General features: G+C 57.1%; 12 protein-coding genes, 3 tRNA genes and 1 riboswitch. Of the genes, 8 read left to right on the forward strand and 7 right to left on the reverse strand.

The window, feature by feature from the left end; all coding sequences use genetic code 11:
• Positions 1–18: 18 nt before the first annotated feature.
• From phnX to LNA76_RS02910, 3 genes are all read right to left on the reverse strand, one after another.
• The gene (gene phnX / locus LNA76_RS02900) at positions 19–885 is read right to left on the reverse strand and encodes a phosphonoacetaldehyde hydrolase (RefSeq protein WP_108727629.1); all 867 of its coding nucleotides are present in this window, start codon (positions 883–885) and stop codon (positions 19–21) included.
• Positions 886–892: 7 nt separating this feature from the next.
• Positions 893–2599, reverse strand: a complete 1707-nt coding sequence (locus LNA76_RS02905; protein WP_420866722.1) for a putative 2-aminoethylphosphonate ABC transporter permease subunit — start codon at positions 2597–2599, stop codon at positions 893–895.
• Positions 2600–2690: 91 nt separating this feature from the next.
• On the reverse strand, positions 2691–3767 hold the full coding sequence (locus LNA76_RS02910; RefSeq protein WP_094197020.1) for a putative 2-aminoethylphosphonate ABC transporter ATP-binding protein: 1077 nt from the start codon (positions 3765–3767) through the stop codon (positions 2691–2693).
• Positions 3768–3907: 140 nt separating this feature from the next.
• On the opposite strand from LNA76_RS02910, the gene LNA76_RS02915 reads away from it, so the two are divergent.
• On the forward strand, positions 3908–4783 hold the full coding sequence (locus LNA76_RS02915; RefSeq protein WP_094197019.1) for a LysR substrate-binding domain-containing protein: 876 nt from the start codon (positions 3908–3910) through the stop codon (positions 4781–4783).
• A 9-nt stretch (positions 4784–4792) separates the two neighbouring features.
• On the opposite strand, the gene LNA76_RS02920 is transcribed toward LNA76_RS02915, so the two are convergent.
• Positions 4793–6826 (reverse strand): DUF4139 domain-containing protein, encoded by a 2034-nt coding sequence (locus LNA76_RS02920; RefSeq protein WP_230017863.1) that lies wholly within the window; start codon positions 6824–6826, stop codon positions 4793–4795.
• A gap of 224 nt (positions 6827–7050) precedes the next feature.
• Between LNA76_RS02920 and LNA76_RS02925 the strand changes: the two genes are divergently transcribed.
• Together LNA76_RS02925 and LNA76_RS02930 are read left to right on the forward strand one after the other, a co-directional pair.
• Complete coding sequence (locus tag LNA76_RS02925) at positions 7051–7731, forward strand: prepilin peptidase (protein ID WP_413544451.1); 681 nt, start codon at positions 7051–7053, stop codon at positions 7729–7731.
• 331 nt (positions 7732–8062) lie between these two features.
• Positions 8063–9136: an NAD(P)/FAD-dependent oxidoreductase gene (locus tag LNA76_RS02930; RefSeq protein WP_094197016.1), complete on the forward strand. Its 1074-nt coding sequence runs from the start codon at positions 8063–8065 to the stop codon at positions 9134–9136.
• A gap of 331 nt (positions 9137–9467) precedes the next feature.
• Here the strand turns inward: LNA76_RS02930 and LNA76_RS02935 are convergent.
• A tRNA-Leu gene (locus LNA76_RS02935) sits at positions 9468–9552 on the reverse strand.
• Positions 9553–9713: 161 nt separating this feature from the next.
• On the opposite strand from LNA76_RS02935, the gene LNA76_RS02940 reads away from it, so the two are divergent.
• Together LNA76_RS02940 and LNA76_RS02945 are read left to right on the forward strand one after the other, a co-directional pair.
• On the forward strand, positions 9714–10307 hold the full coding sequence (locus LNA76_RS02940; protein WP_230017866.1) for a PadR family transcriptional regulator: 594 nt from the start codon (positions 9714–9716) through the stop codon (positions 10305–10307).
• Entirely contained in the window at positions 10289–11089 is an 801-nt protein-coding gene (locus tag LNA76_RS02945) for a siderophore-interacting protein (RefSeq protein ID WP_230017867.1), read from the forward strand. Before LNA76_RS02940 ends, LNA76_RS02945 begins: the two co-directional genes overlap by 19 nt.
• Here LNA76_RS02945 and LNA76_RS02950 read toward each other — a convergent pair.
• Positions 11086–11433: a hypothetical protein gene (locus LNA76_RS02950; RefSeq protein WP_230017869.1), complete on the reverse strand. Its 348-nt coding sequence runs from the start codon at positions 11431–11433 to the stop codon at positions 11086–11088. The two genes, LNA76_RS02945 and LNA76_RS02950, sit on opposite strands and share 4 nt — an antisense overlap.
• A 117-nt stretch (positions 11434–11550) precedes the next feature.
• Positions 11551–11644, reverse strand: a riboswitch (SAM-I-IV-variant riboswitch).
• 153 nt (positions 11645–11797) lie between these two features.
• Here LNA76_RS02950 and LNA76_RS02955 point away from each other — a divergent pair.
• A tRNA-Leu gene (locus LNA76_RS02955) sits at positions 11798–11882 on the forward strand.
• A 469-nt stretch (positions 11883–12351) separates the two neighbouring features.
• Positions 12352–12606 carry a heavy-metal-associated domain-containing protein gene (locus LNA76_RS02960; protein WP_094197012.1) on the forward strand — a complete coding sequence of 85 codons (255 nt, stop codon included), beginning with the start codon at positions 12352–12354 and terminating at the stop codon, positions 12604–12606.
• Positions 12607–13120: 514 nt separating this feature from the next.
• Here the strand turns inward: LNA76_RS02960 and LNA76_RS02965 are convergent.
• Positions 13121–13205 (reverse strand) — tRNA-Leu (locus tag LNA76_RS02965).
• Between the two features lie 109 nt (positions 13206–13314).
• On the opposite strand from LNA76_RS02965, the gene rnr reads away from it, so the two are divergent.
• A complete protein-coding gene (gene rnr / locus LNA76_RS02970; protein ID WP_230017871.1) occupies positions 13315–15792 on the forward strand; it encodes a ribonuclease R in 2478 nt (825 codons plus the stop codon).
• The last annotated feature ends 55 nt before the right edge of the window (positions 15793–15847 follow it).

Genomic DNA, 15847 nt, shown 5'->3' on the forward strand with positions numbered 1-15847 from the left:
GCAAAAGGGGGGTGGGGGTTAGAGGGAGTCGGCAGGGCATTCGCCCTGGGCCATGCGCTCGGTGATTTGCTCAATCACGGCGGGTAGTTGGGCAACGGTATCAATCAGGTAGTGGGGCTGGGCATGGGCAAAGGTGGCCGCTGCGCGATCGCGCAGGGTTTGGCGGCTTTGCTCGTCCAGAGCCAGAAATTCCAGCTCGGTCAGGCCAGCGGCGTTGCCCGACAGCAGCAAGCCCACGGTCCACATGCCGGCATTGCGACCTTCTTCGATACCGACCGGGGTATCGTCAATCTTCACGCAGGCACCGACATTCGTGATCTCCAGGCGAATGACGTTTTCCAACGCCATGGCAGGCCAGGGACGCGCTTGGGGGACTTCGTCAAAAGCCACGTGGTAGTCCACCAGCACTTGCTGGCGGTGCGCGTGTTGCAGTAGGTTGTCCAGCACCAGGCGCGGATAGCCGGAGCAGGAACCAATTTTCAGCCCTTGGCGGCGTGCCCAGGACAGCGTTTCGCGCGCACCGGGAATGGCGGTGGAAAACTCACCCACGCGCTCGTTTTGCATGGGCAAGAAGGTGTTGTAGATACGGTCCACATCACTGTCATCGGGCTCACGATTGTGCAGGGCCATGAACTGGGCATGCACCTCAGGCAGTGCCAGCATGGCCTTGATGTGGTCCCATTTACCGATGCCCATGGCGCTGCGGGCCTGGTCCAGGTTCAGGGTCAAGTCAAAGCATTTGAAGGCTTCCACCAGAATTTGGGTCGGGGCAAAGGAGCCAAAATCCACCAGCGTACCGGCCCAGTCAAAGATCAGGGCTTCAAGGCGCGGGGCCTGGGAGCGTGGCGTGGCTAATGGCGTATTCGCGCAAGTAGGGGATGGCATTGCGGTCCTATCGGGTTGGGGAAAGGGAAGAGGTGGAACGCCAGGCTTGGCTGCGGCGCAAGGCGGCACGGCTCAGAACATGAACCAGCAGACAGACAAAGCCGGAGCTGAGCATGATGACCGTACACATGGCGGCAGCCGGGCCAATAAAGCCGGCATCATCCATATTCATGACCGCGACCGAGGCCAGTACGGTTTGCGGGCTGTACAGAAAGACCACGGCAGACACGGTTGTCATGGCCGATACAAACAGGTAGCGCGAAACCGATAGCAGGGCGGGCAGGCACAGTGGCACGGTCACGCCCATCAAGGTGGAAAGGCGTGGCGCTTTCAGGGACGCAGCCGCCGCTTCCAGCTCGCCGGGAATGGCTTTCAGAGCAGTGACAAAGTTCAGGTGAGCACTGGTGTACAGGTGGATGACGGTACACAGCACCAGCAAGGTCATGGAGCCGTACAGTCCCGCCAAGGGGTTCTCGGGGTGATTGAAAAAGAAGATGTAGCCCAGGCCCAGCACCAGACCGGGAATGGCCATAGGGGCCAGTGCCAGCATGTGCAGCATGCCGTACAGTCCTTTTTCGGCCTTGCCTCGGGCTGGCAGTTTCTCCAGTACCCAGGCACCCAGAAAGATCAGGGCTGAGCCCAGAACGGCGGTAAACAAGGCCATGGTCAAACTGTTACGCCAGGCCAACCAGCCGCCACCGTCCATATTGTTGAAGTCGTAGGACTTCAGGGACAGGCTCAGGTTGTAAGGCCAGAACTTGATCAGCGAGGCCCAGACCGCCATGCCCACAATCGTCAGAATGGCCAGGGAAACCAGTATCAGGACAGCGGTGAAATAACGGTCGCGCTGACGGTGTGGCAGGGGCGAATAGGCGCTCAGCGATCCTTGAGCCTGGCCACGGGCACGAGCCCGCAGGTGGCGATCCAGAAAGAAAGTCAGCACAGCGGGAATCAGCAGCAGCACGCCAATGGCGGCGCCTTTGGAGAACTGCAACTGACCGACCACGGCTTTATAGGCTTCCATGGCCAGTACGTTGTAGGAGCCACCCACGACTTTAGGTACACCGAAGTCGGTGACGGTCAGCGTAAAGACCAGGCAAGCAGCAGAAAAGATGGCATAGCGGCTGGCGGGCAGTGTCACCGTCAAGAAACGGCGCCAGGAGTTCGCACCCATGGCGCGGGCGGCGTCATACAGGCGAGCGTCGGCCAGGGCCAGCCCCGTGCTCAGAATCATCAGAGCATGCGGGAAGGTGTAGAAGGCTTCACCCAGCACAATGCCCCAGAAACCATAAATTGTCTCGCCGCCCAACCAGTGGCGCAGCAAGCCCTGATTGCCGAACAAGTAAATCAACGATAAACCCGGCATCAAGGAGGGAGCCAGCAAGGGCAACAGGCCCAGGGCACGGAACATGCCTGCGCCCCGTATGCAACAGCGTTGCAGGGCAAAGGCAAAGGCGTAGGCGGCGGGGATGACAATAATCAGCGTGGTTACGCCGACCAGCACGCTGCGGCCCACCATGGACATAAAGCCGGGTGCGCTGATAATCGACCAGAACTGCCCCACGCCCACTAACTGCCCGTCACCGTCCTGGATGGCGCGGAGCAAGATAAACAGCATGGGCAAGGCCAGAAAGAGGATCAGCAGGGCAAACAGGGCAATCAATAAGATGCGTCGTACTGCCGAGCCTATCCAGGCCGGCAGCACGGGGCGAATCAAGGGGTGGTTCTTCACGCTGGTTTTAGCTACAGGCAGGCTATACAGGCTGGTGGATGTCAGGGGCGCAGTACCAGGCTGTGGCATGGAATCAGTGGTGGGCATGCAGCGCCTCGCTGGGAAGCTGGATTCGGCAGCGACGTGCGGCCAAGGGATCAAGTAAGCGGTCGCCCTGCTCGGGGTTGACGATGGCCTGCACGGTCAGTCCATCCATACCTTCGGGGCGCAGCGTCAGCTTGTAGTGACGACCCAGAAAGATGCCATCCACAATGTCGGCTAAAAAGGTATTGGTGACAGGAGCGGGGCTGTTGTTGTCCAACACACGAATGTTCTCAGGACGAATGAAGAGGCGTCCGGCGCGGGTGGGGGCTTCCTGGCTCAAGTCCAGACGGACACGTTCCACCAGCACTGAACAATCGTGCAAGGGGGTGAAGGGCAGCCAGTTTGCATCACCGATAAAGCCGGCTACAAACGGATCCGCAGGAGCGCGGTACAAGGCCTGGGGGCGATCAAACTGCACCAGGCGGCCTTTGTCCATGACGGCGATACGGTCGGCCATGACCATGGCCTCTTCCTGATCATGCGTGACCATCAGGGTCGTAATGGAGAGTTGTTTTTGCAGATCGCGCAGCTCGCTGCGCAGGCGTTCGCGCACCTGGGCATCCAGAGCCGACATGGGCTCATCGAGCAAGAGCAGCGAGGGTGAGGGAGCCAGCGCACGGGCCAGGGCCACGCGCTGTTGCTGGCCACCGGACAGTTGTGCCGGGTATTTGTTTTCCGATCCGGACAAACCTACCAGGTCCAGCATTTCAGACACGCGCTGACGTACTTGGGTAGCCAGGTTCTTGCGTGGAGACAGGCCGTAGGCAATGTTCTGGGCCACGGTCAGGTTGGGAAACAGGGCGTAGGACTGGAACAGAATGCCGTAGTCACGCTGTTGGGGCGGCAGGTGGGTAATGTCTCGGCCTGCCATCACGATGATGCCTTTATCGGCTTGTTGCAGCCCGGCAATGCATCGCAGCAAGGTGGTTTTGCCGCAGCCCGATGGGCCCAGCAAGCACACCAGTTCACCGGCTTGTATATCCAGGCTGACCTGGTCCAGAGCAGTAAAGGAGCCGAACTGCTTGTGCAGTCCTTGTATGGTTAAAAATGCAGGCTTGGCGCTCATCCCGGGGTTCCGACTTGTCATGAATGTCATGAACGTCAGTATGGGAGGCGTATATGGCGGCCCTATGACAGTACAACTAATTTCTGTAATACGAGAATCGGATAATTTGGGCTTTGAGTCTTAGCAAGGAGAGCGGCAGCATGCTGGCTCTGGAACTGAAGTCCTTTCACGCCACCGCCCATTGTGGCTCTATTACCAAGGCTGCCCAGCAACTGGGGATCAGCCAACCCACGGTGACGTCGCATCTGCGGCAGCTGGAAACCCGCTATGGCGTGGAGCTGTTCTATAGGCAAGGCAAGGGTGTGTACTTGAGCCAGCAGGGGGAACGGCTCCTGCCCCAGGTCGAGCAGTTGATGCAGCAGGCCGCGCAGATCGATTTCAGCTTGCGCGATCTGCGCGATCTTAAAAGCGGCATGCTGCGGGTAGGCGCGACTGGGCCGTATTACATCATGGCGGTATTACGGAATTTCCATCAGGCCTACCCCGGCGTGAAGATGCGCTTGAGCATTGATAACTCGCAACGGGTTTTGGGGGCCTTGCATGACTATCAGTTGGATGTGATCGCGTCGTCGGCACTGGTTGATGATTCGCGCCTGGTGCGCCTGCTGCTAGCCTCCGATCCTCTGGTCGCTGTGCTGCGGGTGGACCATCCTTTGGCAAATCGCCAACGTGTGCGCATTATGGATTTGTGCCGCTATCCCATTTTGATGCGTGAGCAAGGGTCCATGACGCGCGAGCTGTGCCATCAAGTGTTTCGTCAGGCCGGACAGGAACCAAGCCAGATTCTGGAAATCGGTAGTCGGGAGGCGATCGGGTGGGGGGTGGTGTGTGGCATGGGGGCCAGCTTGCTGCCCTTGCGTGAAGTGCCTGCGCATCCGGACATTATCAGCTTGCCGCTGAGTGATGTCTCGGCTCATTTGAGCGAGTTCGTGTATTGCCTGAAAGAACGCGCGCAGGGCCATGCCATACGCGCGTTTCTGGAGCAGGTGCAGGCCGAGTTGCCTGTGCCTGTATAGCGAGCAGGATCAAGCCAGTTCAGCCAGACCCTTCTCAAAAGCCTGACGGGCTTGTTGCACGGCGTCGCGCCGTTCCTGAACGGCTTTGCGCTGGCTGGCAATCTGGTCTTCCTGTTGGGCCAGTTGCTCGCTAAACCGCTGGCCCAAGGTGCTTTGAGCACTGACCGCAGCCAGGTTGGCGCGGATGCGCTCCTGTTCGGCCACGGTTTCGTTCAGGCGCTCGACGGCCTGGTTCTGCGCGTGTTGGGCCTGGCTCAGTTGACGACGCAGCTCGATCAGCTTGTCCATCTTGGCTTGTTGCGCGCTGTCCTGGCCGTTGCCACGCCATTGCAGCAGCATGTTCTCGTCGATCTCCTCCAGGCGCAATTCCATATGGTCTTGCAGACTCAGTTGCGCGGTGACGGTAACGGTTTTGCCTTTGGCCACGTTTACCTTCAGGCGGTGTTCCTGTGCGGTATCACTGTCGTGAGCATCTGACTTGAAGGTCCAGCCGTCCTGACGGGGCAACTGGATCAGCACCGTGCGGTCCTCATCCGCGGGGGCCTTGATCTCGTAGCGAAAGTTCTGCACGCGTGTCCATTCCGAACGGGCTACGCCGTCGGTCACACGGGTTTTGCTCAGGCGGTACTCATCCGTCTGTTCTTCGCGGACCTGCACTTTGTTGTCCTGGGCAAAGTAGATCAGGCGCTGCTCGCCAGCAGGCAGACCGGCCAGTTCTGCATCACCGATATGACCATCCGCCTGGTTAAAGACCGTGATGATGCCGGGCGGCAGGCTGTTGGCCTGTTCATTGTTGACCCAGATCGCGGCTGTAGGGTGATCACCGGCCTGGCCGCTGCGGTACACCGACAGGGATTCGGCTTGTAAAGAGGTATCGATAAACGGCACTGAGACCGTCTGGCCGGTGGGCACGCTCAGCTTTTGCGGCAGGCTAAAGCGCACTTGAGTCTGGCCTTCCTGTGCCTGGGTGCTGGCACCCGCGCCGCCCGAAGCCCACTGTTTGGCCATGCTGCTATCGGCGGCGTAGGCCGCGCTTTCCATCATGATGGGAGCGGGAGCGGCTGGCGCCATGCGCGCACGCATGGCCTCGCTGGCTGCTTTGCGGGCGCGATTCGCGCTCAAGGTGGCCTGGGTGTCTGCTTGCGGCGCGATGGAGCTGCCTACCGCCACCGGCAGTTCAGGGCGCTCGTTCCAGTAACGCTCCAGCAGACGTTGGCGCAGCATCACAGGCGAACCGGAGCTGAGGGTGACTTTCACATCCTTCCAGTCCTCGCCGCTGGTGTTTTCGAAAATGGCCCAGGCCTGCAGACGGGCCTTGCCGTCCTGCATCATCAGGCGATAGGCGCTTTTCCAGACCGGTGCGGGAATCAGGTAAGACAGGCGCGCTGTTTGGGTATCGGTCTTGTTCAGGACCAGTTGAATATCACGCGATTGTTGATTGCTCTGGCCCGCCAACACGTCGGTGGCCTGCTGCAATTGCTGCTGCAAAGTCTTGTCCAGCACTTCCAGGCTGGTATCCGGGCCCAGCTCCAGAGTCTGGATCTGGCCTTGCTCTGTCAGTATGCTCAAGATGGCCTGGGCGGGACGCTCATTAGTGGCTGCCGTTGCTTGCACCCCCAAGATGGCACCACGTACCAGACGGCCTTGCGAACTGGCGCTGACTTGCTGGCCGCGCAGGGCCTGCGCCAGGGTAGCGGGCGAGCGCAGGTCTTTGGCCGAGAAGGGCAGGCTGTCGAAGCTTTCTTTCAGTGGGGCCAGACCCGACAAAGTCAGGGAGTCAATGCGGTTCTTGCCATCGACGGCCATGAGGGTTTTCAGAATGTCATCGACCTGAGTCAGCGGTACACGCAACTGGGCGGTGCCTGCGTCGGAAATGGGGACTTGTCGCTCGATCTCGGCCATACCAGCGCTGGATAAGGTAATGGACTCGATCTGCTGAGCCCAGGCGTTACTGGCTGCCGAGCCCATCCAGACCAGGAGCAGGGCGCCGGTCAAAGAGCGCAGGCGAGGCGTACGCGCAGCGTGGGGCACAAAGTGGTTCATAGCGCTTCCTTATTCATCCGTAAGCGAAACAAAGGTGTGAAGCGCATTATGCCTAGCCTTGTGGGGCTCTGTCTGTCATTCGGGTAACAAAAAAATGCCACCGTCCGGCTTTTTCCCCTCGGAGCAAAAAATGCTTACGTCATCAAAAGCACGCAAGGCTCTGCTAGGATTTGGGCTGCGCGGCCTGTGCCAGCGCGTGTTTATTCACCCAGTGAAGGATCATTATGATGTGGACGTCGTGGGGCAATGCCTGGGCGGGAATGGGGCTTGCTCTGGTCTTGGCAATCTGTTTCGTCTGGCCTGCCCGACGCTTGTCCTGGAGCCTGCCCATCGAGCTGGAGCCTGAACTGACCAGGCGTTCGCCGCGTACCCATCGCCAATGGGGGTGGGTATGCCAGAGCCTGGCCTTGGTCTTGATGCTATGGGCCGGTTGGCGCTGGCAACTGACGCCAGCGGCAGTGGCGGCTTGCGTGTTGATCGCCGGGACGGCCTTGCTGGCCTGGATTGACGCGGAAACCGGCTATCTGCCCGATCGCCTGACTTTACCCTTGCTGTGGCTGGGTTTGCTGGTCAACCTGGATCACACTTTTAGCAGCCTGCCCTTGGCAGTGATGGGGGCGGCGCTGGGTTACGGATTGCTGTGGCTGTTGAACCATGTGTTCTTGTTGCTGACCGGACGCGCGGGCATGGGGTATGGCGATTTCAAGTTACTGGCTGCCTTGGGGGCCTGGTTGGGAGCAACTGCGTTGCCGGGGGTGTTGTTATCGGCATCGATACTGGGTCTGTTGGCGGCTCTGGTCCTGCGCCTTGGTGGGCGTTTGCAAGCAGGGCAGGCGATTCACTTTGGCCCCTATCTGGTGTTGGGAGGCTGGGTCATGTTGTTTTCGTTGCCTCGCATTTTGTAAAGAAAAGTCTCGTGATTTTTATAACTATAAAAAAATGACCGCCGGTTTTCCCTTTGTTGGATTTTATGTGTGTTGATGCGTGCTAATTCGTGGCCTTTTTCGGGAGGGGGGATCGACGCGGGGTTTCGTGGATTTTTCTGTTTAAGGTGGCTGCAATAGGCTTGAGTGTGCCTATTGGGTTTAAATCGTTTTCCTCACCGGGCTGTCGTGGTAAAACGTCCGGGGCCAGTCGGGCAGGCGGGAGTTCCGCCCGGGCTGTATGGGTAAGTACAACGCGGTTCTATGGACATTGTCCCGCTGATAAAGCAGGCGGGAACCTGAGGATGAAGGCATGATTATTGTTGTTGGCGCCGGTGTGGCGGGTTTAGCGGCGGCGCGTCGCCTGAGTATGCAAGGCCAGGAAGTGACGCTGGTGTCTCCTCAGGAGCCCCAGCCCTCGTTTGGCGAGACCTTGTCCGAACGCGGGGCCGTGGTCTTGACCAGTCTGGGCTGGGCAAGCTGCCTGGACGAGACGGTTGCCTTGCGCTCTCAAGGGCGTTTTTCAGTATGGGGTGGCGCAGGATTGCGTACCGTGCAGGATGAGGACGGGCAGGGCTATTTGCTGGACAAGGCCCGTCTGGAGCAGGTGCTGTTTGAGCGCGTGCAAAAAGAAATGAAGGTCAGTATTCGCCAGACTCGCGTCTTGAGTCTGGAGCATCAAGCGGAAGGAGTCATTGCCAGGCTGGCAGACGGTAGCAGCCTGGAGGCAACGGCCTTGATCGATTGCACCGGCCGTGCGGCCGTGTCCGCCGGTGCGGCAGCCGAGCGCCATCGTCTGGACAGACTGGTCGCTGCCTGGCATGTCTTTGACTTGCCCGAAGGAGCCGAGCCATTAGCCGCTTCTCTGGTGGAGGCGGTAGAGCTGGGCTGGTGGTATTTGTCCCCCATGCCAGGTCATCGCTTGATGGTGGCCTTGTTCTCGGACTCGGATCTTTTGCCTGATGGCTTGAGCCGTGATGGTGCGGTATGGGCCGGTTTGCTGGGCTGTGCTGATGCGGCACGGGTGCGTATGGAAAGCCTGGGTCTGGATAGCAAGATGGCCGACTACACGCCTAAAGTCAGCGCCGCTGCCAGCTGCACAGTGTCTTACTTCGTGGAAGGTCGTATCTTGCGAGCAGGCGATGCAGGCGCGGCCATGGACCCCTTGGCCGCCAACGGTTTGGCAACGGCCTTGTGGAGCGGATCACAAGCGGCGCAAGCTGCTGTGGCCCTGACACAAGGCAATTCGGAACCGGCTCGAGCTTACGAGAAAGACTATCTGCTGGGCTTGGTGCGCCATTTGAATTCGCAGCACGCTTTGTATGGGATGGAGCAACGCTACGCGGCACAGCCTTTCTGGCAACGTCGTCATCGCCCATTGGAATGATGGTGAAGAGGGTGGGATAGCTGAATAACTTGCGATAACACCGCCAGAGTAAAAAAGCCGAAGCAACATGGGCACTGTTTCGGCTTTTTTGTGCTTGGTTATTCTTCAGTGCAGCTGGAGTTTGTTCTGGGCGCTTTGAGTTGCATCCTGAAAGAAGTTCTACTGGTCGGCGGTTGTAGTGCCAGCAGAGAGTTTGGGCGCATCGAGATGATCCCCGCAGAATTTGCATGGCAACTATTCTCGCCCTCAAACACGATTTTCAAACCTTTTGTGTGCTGAATGTACAAAACAAAAAGCCGACCATCTTGCGATGATCGGCTTTTCGGAATTTTGGTGCCCAGGAGAGGACTCGAACCTCCACACCCGAAGGCACATGGACCTGAACCATGCGCGTCTACCAATTCCGCCACCTGGGCTTTGATTAAGGCTGCTGCCCGTCTCAAGCATTAAATTATAGGATGAGATCCCAAAGTAAAGCAAGCGTTTTTCACTCGATAAATTCAATTTCAGTTTTTAGTTGATTGGCATTCTCATTATCATTATAGTGTGTCATGTGATATAGCATAAGAGTATGGACATGAAATTCAATACAGTGGATGTCGAGCGCATGCTGCTGGATATGGGCCAGGGCCGAAAGTACTCCGCTCGGGCCATGCAGCTCATGCTGATGGTTCTGCTCAAAGAGGGCAGTACTCACGGTTATCAGTTGATTCGCCGCTTTGCGCAGCTTAGCCAGAACAGCTATGTGCCCAGCGCGGGCGCGGTGTATCCCGCCCTTGCGTATTGCGCCACGCAAGGCTGGGTGCTGATCGAAGAAGAAGGTCGTCGCAAGATGTACAGCCTGACCAAGGAAGGTCAAGCGTATTTGCAAGAGCAAAAGGAAAAGTGCGATTACCTGATGCAGTCCCTGACCTATCGCGGGCGCAAGCTGGTGTGGATACGGCAGATGCTGGCCGAACACAATAGCGACGAGGATTTGAAGGCCGCGCAGGAGCAAACGGGCTGGTTGCCGGAATTTGTCCAGGTACGCCACAGCCTGAAGCAGGCCATGTTTGAACAATCGACCGCCAGTCTGGCGCGACAGGCGGAGGTGGTGGCCATTCTGGAAAAAGCCATCGCCGAAATACGGAACTTGCCCAAGGAGTCTGAAAAATGCAGTCCGAACAATTAACGCAGAAAGTGGCTCATACCCTGAAGTTGCGTTTGCTGACCGTGAAAAAGCGGCGCGAATTGGGTCCTGATATGGTGCGCATCACCCTGGAAGGCTCGGATCTGGAAGGTTTTTATACCCCCGGCTTTGATGATCACGTCAAGCTGATTTTCCCGGACCCGGCCACCAAAGAGTTGCGCCTGCCCCAAATGGGCGATCGTGGCATGGTCTTTGCTGCCGGACAGGAAAAGCCCCCCATCCGTGATTACACGCCTCGCCTGTTCCGTGAACAGGAACTTGAGATGGATATTGATTTTGTGGTCCATGGTGAAGGTCCAGCATGCCAATGGGCCATGCAAGCCAAAGAGGGTGACAAGCTGGGCGTGGCCGGTCCGCGCGGCTCCTTTCTGGTCAGCAAGGATCTGGATTGGCAAATCCTGATTGGCGACGAAACCGCTGTGCCTGCCATGGCGCGACGAGTGAATGAACTACCGGCCAACGTGAAGGTGCAGGTTTACGTGCTGGCACGTAATCTGCTGACCGTGGGTGCGATGGAAGCGCCGGACCATGTCACGGTGAACTGGATTCCTTCGCTGGCCGGTCTGAATGGCATTTTGGATGCTCTGCGTGCTGCGCCCGAGCTGAGCGGCATCGGCCATGTATGGGTCGCCGCAGAATATGCCATTGCTCAAAGCCTGCGCGAATACTGGGTGCAAGAACGCGGTCTGGACAAAGGTGCGATTCGGGCCAGTAGCTACTGGCGTCAAGGTGACCAGGGTGAGGATGCCCCACGTCTGGACTAAGCGGCTTTTTGCTGAGGGTAGGGCTGGGCGCGCAAGCGTCCGCCTACGTTCAGGACGGGCTGTAAATCCGTATCCAGCACGGCATTGGGATGAGCCAGACGGTGCTCGTCAATCAAACGGGCAATGGCATCCATGTTCAGCAGCAAGGTGCTGTCGATATCATGCTGGAAGCGAGCCCAATAGCCACCGCGACAACTGGAACCCAGCCAGCGCGGCTCGTAATCCCCGACCGTATCAGCATGCAGTTCACATACCACGGCCAGCCGGGAACATCCGGGGCGCAGGACAATGCGGTAGCTGTGCTGCTCTAAAGTCAGGTGATAGTAAAACGGTGCAGACAACATGAAATACTCCTGTTTAGCTCTTGGAAGGCGCTTCCGGGTGAGCAAGTTGGATTAAAAGACCCTTTGCCCGGTAGGGGCCAAGCATAAAAAAACCCGCTGGCAGCGGGTTCTTGTCTTGATGATCCCATTGATTGCCAGATGGCCATATCTTGAATCCACCTTGTGCGGGTACACAGGTTGGCATGGGTTGCCCCAACTCTTGATATAGCAATAAGCATAAAAGCGATTCTTATGAAGTGCAAGGGCCGCGTTTATTTCCGTCGGATATGAAAAAATACAGAAATAGTTTGCATCATTTAAAAATCGTGCTATAGTTATCTTCTGTCTTGCAGGGGTTGGTTGAAAAACAAATTCCGCAGTCAGAGCCCAGGTGGCGGAATTGGTAGACGCGCATGGTTCAGGTCCATGTGCCTTCGGGTGTGGAGGTTCGAGTCCTCTCCTGGGCACCACAAATTCCTAAAAAGCCGATCATCGCAAGATGGTCGGCTTTTTGTTGTGTGTGTTCAGAGTGATGATTGGCCTTTTCTATTGATTGCAGCCTGCGTCTGACTAGTCTTGTGCACTTGGCTTTCTCGCAGCCCCATGGCCCAGCAGTTGCATGAGCTCCTGCCTGTAGTAGGCCAAGCACCTGTATGCCCTTGAGTCATAACATTGGGGTGGCTGTACTCTGCGGTTTTGTCCCGGTGATCGTCACGGGATTGCCCTCCTGGGCGAGTTCGCCTGTGGCGCCTAGCTATCCCCTGCTTATGGCGGCGTTACTCAGTATCGTGGCGTTGCTGTCAGTCAGCCGCAAGCTGGGCTTTTTTATCTATGGTGGCTTCTTGTCTCTTGCCGTATTTATAAGATGTATTTAATATATATCTTTATGGGCGGTGGCGATTTCATCAACTGCCTCACCTCATGTTAAAGGGATAGAAAATGCAAGTTGGAATGCTGAAACTGGCGGGTCTGCGACATCCTGAATGTGCCGATAAAGTAGCCATTGCCTTGGCGGCTATCGATGGCGTGCAAGCGGCAGATGCCTCATTCGAAAATGCAAAGGCATCGGTCCGTTTTGATGAAACCCAGGTCTCGCTGGAAGACCTCCATGCTGCCGTTGAGCAGGCAGGCTATCAAATCGCCAAACCTGTGCATGGTGAAGATGGTGCTTGTTGCGGTGGTTGTGGCGGTTAAACCCACTACATCCTGGAGCTGAAAACCGATTGTAGAAACACAGTCGGTTTTTTTTTTATGGCTGTACGAAGCAGGGGCAGGCACGGGTGTGATGGTGTGCTGCCCTGAGGGTTTCAGCTTGGTCCCGCCAGTGCTTGTTTGCCTATGCATTCACAAGCTTGTAAAGAAAGCAGCCGATTATGTAGTGATGATTCTTTATGTGGAAATGGCTGTGTTCAAACAAGAAAGGAGTCGCATTGCTGCTCGTTTTCTGACGCAGTCAGGCTTTGTCGCACTGATGCTGAAGGATATTGAATTGGTGAAGCAGCAAACTACAAAAGGCCGATCATTGAGAAATGATCGGCCTTTCGGAATTTTGGTGCCCAGAAGAGGACTCGGTCACACAGGCGCGACCCCGGTCGGGCTTGCATGCCCGACCTTTCTCGTCCTCACGTCAGGTGCTCAAGCACCTGACTTTCTGGGCGAGAATGAAAAAAGCCGACCATCTTGCGATGATCGGCTTTTTAGGAATTTGTGGTGCCCAGGAGAGGACTCGAACCTCCACACCCGAAGGCACATGGACCTGAACCATGCGCGTCTACCAATTCCGCCACCTGGGCATATCGTTGTATGCTTATGGTTGTGCCAAAAGCTTTTTAACGACTTCGCTGCGTGAGCAGCAAAGAAAAAAGATTATAGGCATACTTTATTAATAATGGAAGTGTCCTTTTGAATAAAAAACATCAAGACAGTACTGAGGACCGTATTCAATCAACGGGCCGTTATGAGTTGCCGCCTGACTTTGACCCGGATACCCCGACGCGGGAAGTGATCTTGGCGGGGCTGCGCGAGGATGCAGACGGCCTGACCATGCAGGCTCTGGCGAAAAAGCTGGGCCTGGGCAAAGAAATTACGGTGGGTTTTGAGCGGCGTGTACGCGCAATGGAGCGCGATGGGCAATTGCTTATTTCCCCCGAAGGCAAAATTCGCAAAAACAGCCAAACTGGCTTTATCGCAGGCAAAGTGTTGGGCCATCGCGACGGTTTTGGTTTCTTGCAGCGCGACGATGGGCAGCCTGATCTGTTTTTGTCGCCACGAGAGATGGCCAAAGTGTTGCACGGCGACCACGTTATGGTGCGTATCGTCGGTGAATACCGTGGCAAACCAGATGCCTCGATTGTCGAAGTTACTGCGCGTCATACCAGTAAGCTGGTGGGCCGATTCTTGCGCGAGCGTGGCACGTTTATCGTGGTGCCCGAAGATCAGCGTATCAAGCACGACATCCTGATCCCAAGTGGAGATCAGGGCGAGGCCGAGCCCGGCCAGGTCGTCACGGTAGAGATCACCCAGCAGCCCGAGCGCCATCGCCAGCCTTTGGGGCGTGTCATTGAAGTGCTGGGGGAAATTGATGATCCCGGCATGGAAATCGAAATAGCGGTGCGCAAGTTTGAAGTGCCGGTCGATTTCTCCGAGAAGGCTCTCAAGCAGGCAGCCCGTATTCCTGCCAAGGTAAAGCCATCGGAATATAAAGGTCGCGTTGATCTGCGCGATGTCCCTTTCATCACCATTGATGGTGAAGACGCACGGGACTTTGATGATGCGGTGTATTGCGAACGCGTTGATATTGGCACGGGCAAACGCTCGCGCTGGGCGTGGCGATTGCTGGTGGCGATTGCCGATGTCAGCCATTACGTACGCTCCGGCGATGCCTTGGATGAAGACGCTCTGGAGCGGGGCACCAGCGTGTATTTCCCGCGCCGTGTGATCCCCATGCTGCCAGAAAGCCTGTCCAACGGGATCTGTTCTCTGAACCCGTCGGTAGACCGTCTGGTCATGGTGTGCGATATGGTCGTCTTGGCCGATGGTGCCAAATCCGGCACCGTGTCGGCCTATCAGTTTTATGAAGCGGTCATTCACTCACATGCGCGCACCACGTATTCCGATATCTGGAGCGCCCTGCAGCAGCCTACAGGTCCGGCCGCCGCACAGATTCAGCATGTGCTCGAACCTGTGCAGAACCTGTACTCCTTGTACCGTTTGTTGGCCGAGCAGCGCACTGCACGAGGTGCCATTGATTTTGATACGGTTGAAACCAAAATCGTGTGTAACCCCTTGGGTCGCATCGAGCGTATTGAACCTCTGGTTCGTAACGATGCCCACAAGCTGATCGAAGAGTGCATGTTGGCAGCCAACACCTGCGCTGCCGACTTCATTGCTCGTAGCCGTCGCAATGGTTTGTACCGTGTGCATGAGGGCCCAACGCCACCCAAGCTGGAAGCCTTGCGCGAATATTTACGTAGCTTGGGTCTGACCCTGGAAGGGGGCGACGAACCGACTTCTGCCGATTACGCCAAAGTGGTGGCCGCCGCTCGTGGTCGTTCCGACTTCGCCATTATTCAGACCATGTGCTTGCGTTCCATGCAGCAGGCTATTTACAGCCCGGAGAAAACGGGTCACTTTGGTCTGGCTTATTCACAATACGCTCATTTCACTTCGCCCATTCGCCGTTACCCGGACTTGCTGGTGCACCGCGTCATCAAGGGTATTTTGAAAGGCCAGCGCTACATTCCGGCGATTGCCGAAGAACCGGGCGATGCCGCCTTGCCAGCCAGCAAGCGCGATTTTGCACGCTGGGAAAAACTGGGTGCCTTGTTGTCGGCGCGCGAACGTCGTGCTGATGAGGCCTCTAAAGATGTGGAAGCCTGGCTCAAGTGCTGGTTTGTCAAAGAGCACGTGGGCGAGGAATACTCTGGCAAGATCAGTGGTGTAACCAGCTTTGGTTTGTTTGTGACGTTGGATACCTTGTATGTGGAGGGCCTGGTTCACGTCTCGGAGCTGGGCGCAGATTACTTCCAGTACAACGAAACCTCGAACGAGTTGCGTGGTGAGCGCACTGGTCTGCGTTATCGTCTGACCGATGCGGTACAAGTGCAGGTCGCCCGTGTTGATCTGGAGGCGCGTCGTATTGAGTTCCGTCTGGTTAAAGGCGTGGGCTACAAAGCGGTGAAGGCGGCGGCCGAAGGGTCTGATCCGTCCGAGCGGCCCATCAAGAAAGCGGCTTCAACCAAGCCGCTGGCCTTGAAGGGCACCACGGCCTCCCAGCGACGAGCTTCTCAAAAGCAGGCCGAGCGGGATGAAAAACGCAGTACGGAGAAGGCAGCCAAGTCCGCCAAATCCACGCGCAGCCCTAGAGGGCGACGCCGATAGGCGTACAATGCCAAGCCGGGCTTTTTGCCCGGCTTTCTTTATTTGCTCTTATTTC

This window comes from Alcaligenes sp. MMA, from assembly GCF_020907215.1.
Lineage (GTDB): Bacteria > Pseudomonadota > Gammaproteobacteria > Burkholderiales > Burkholderiaceae_B > Alcaligenes > Alcaligenes aquatilis.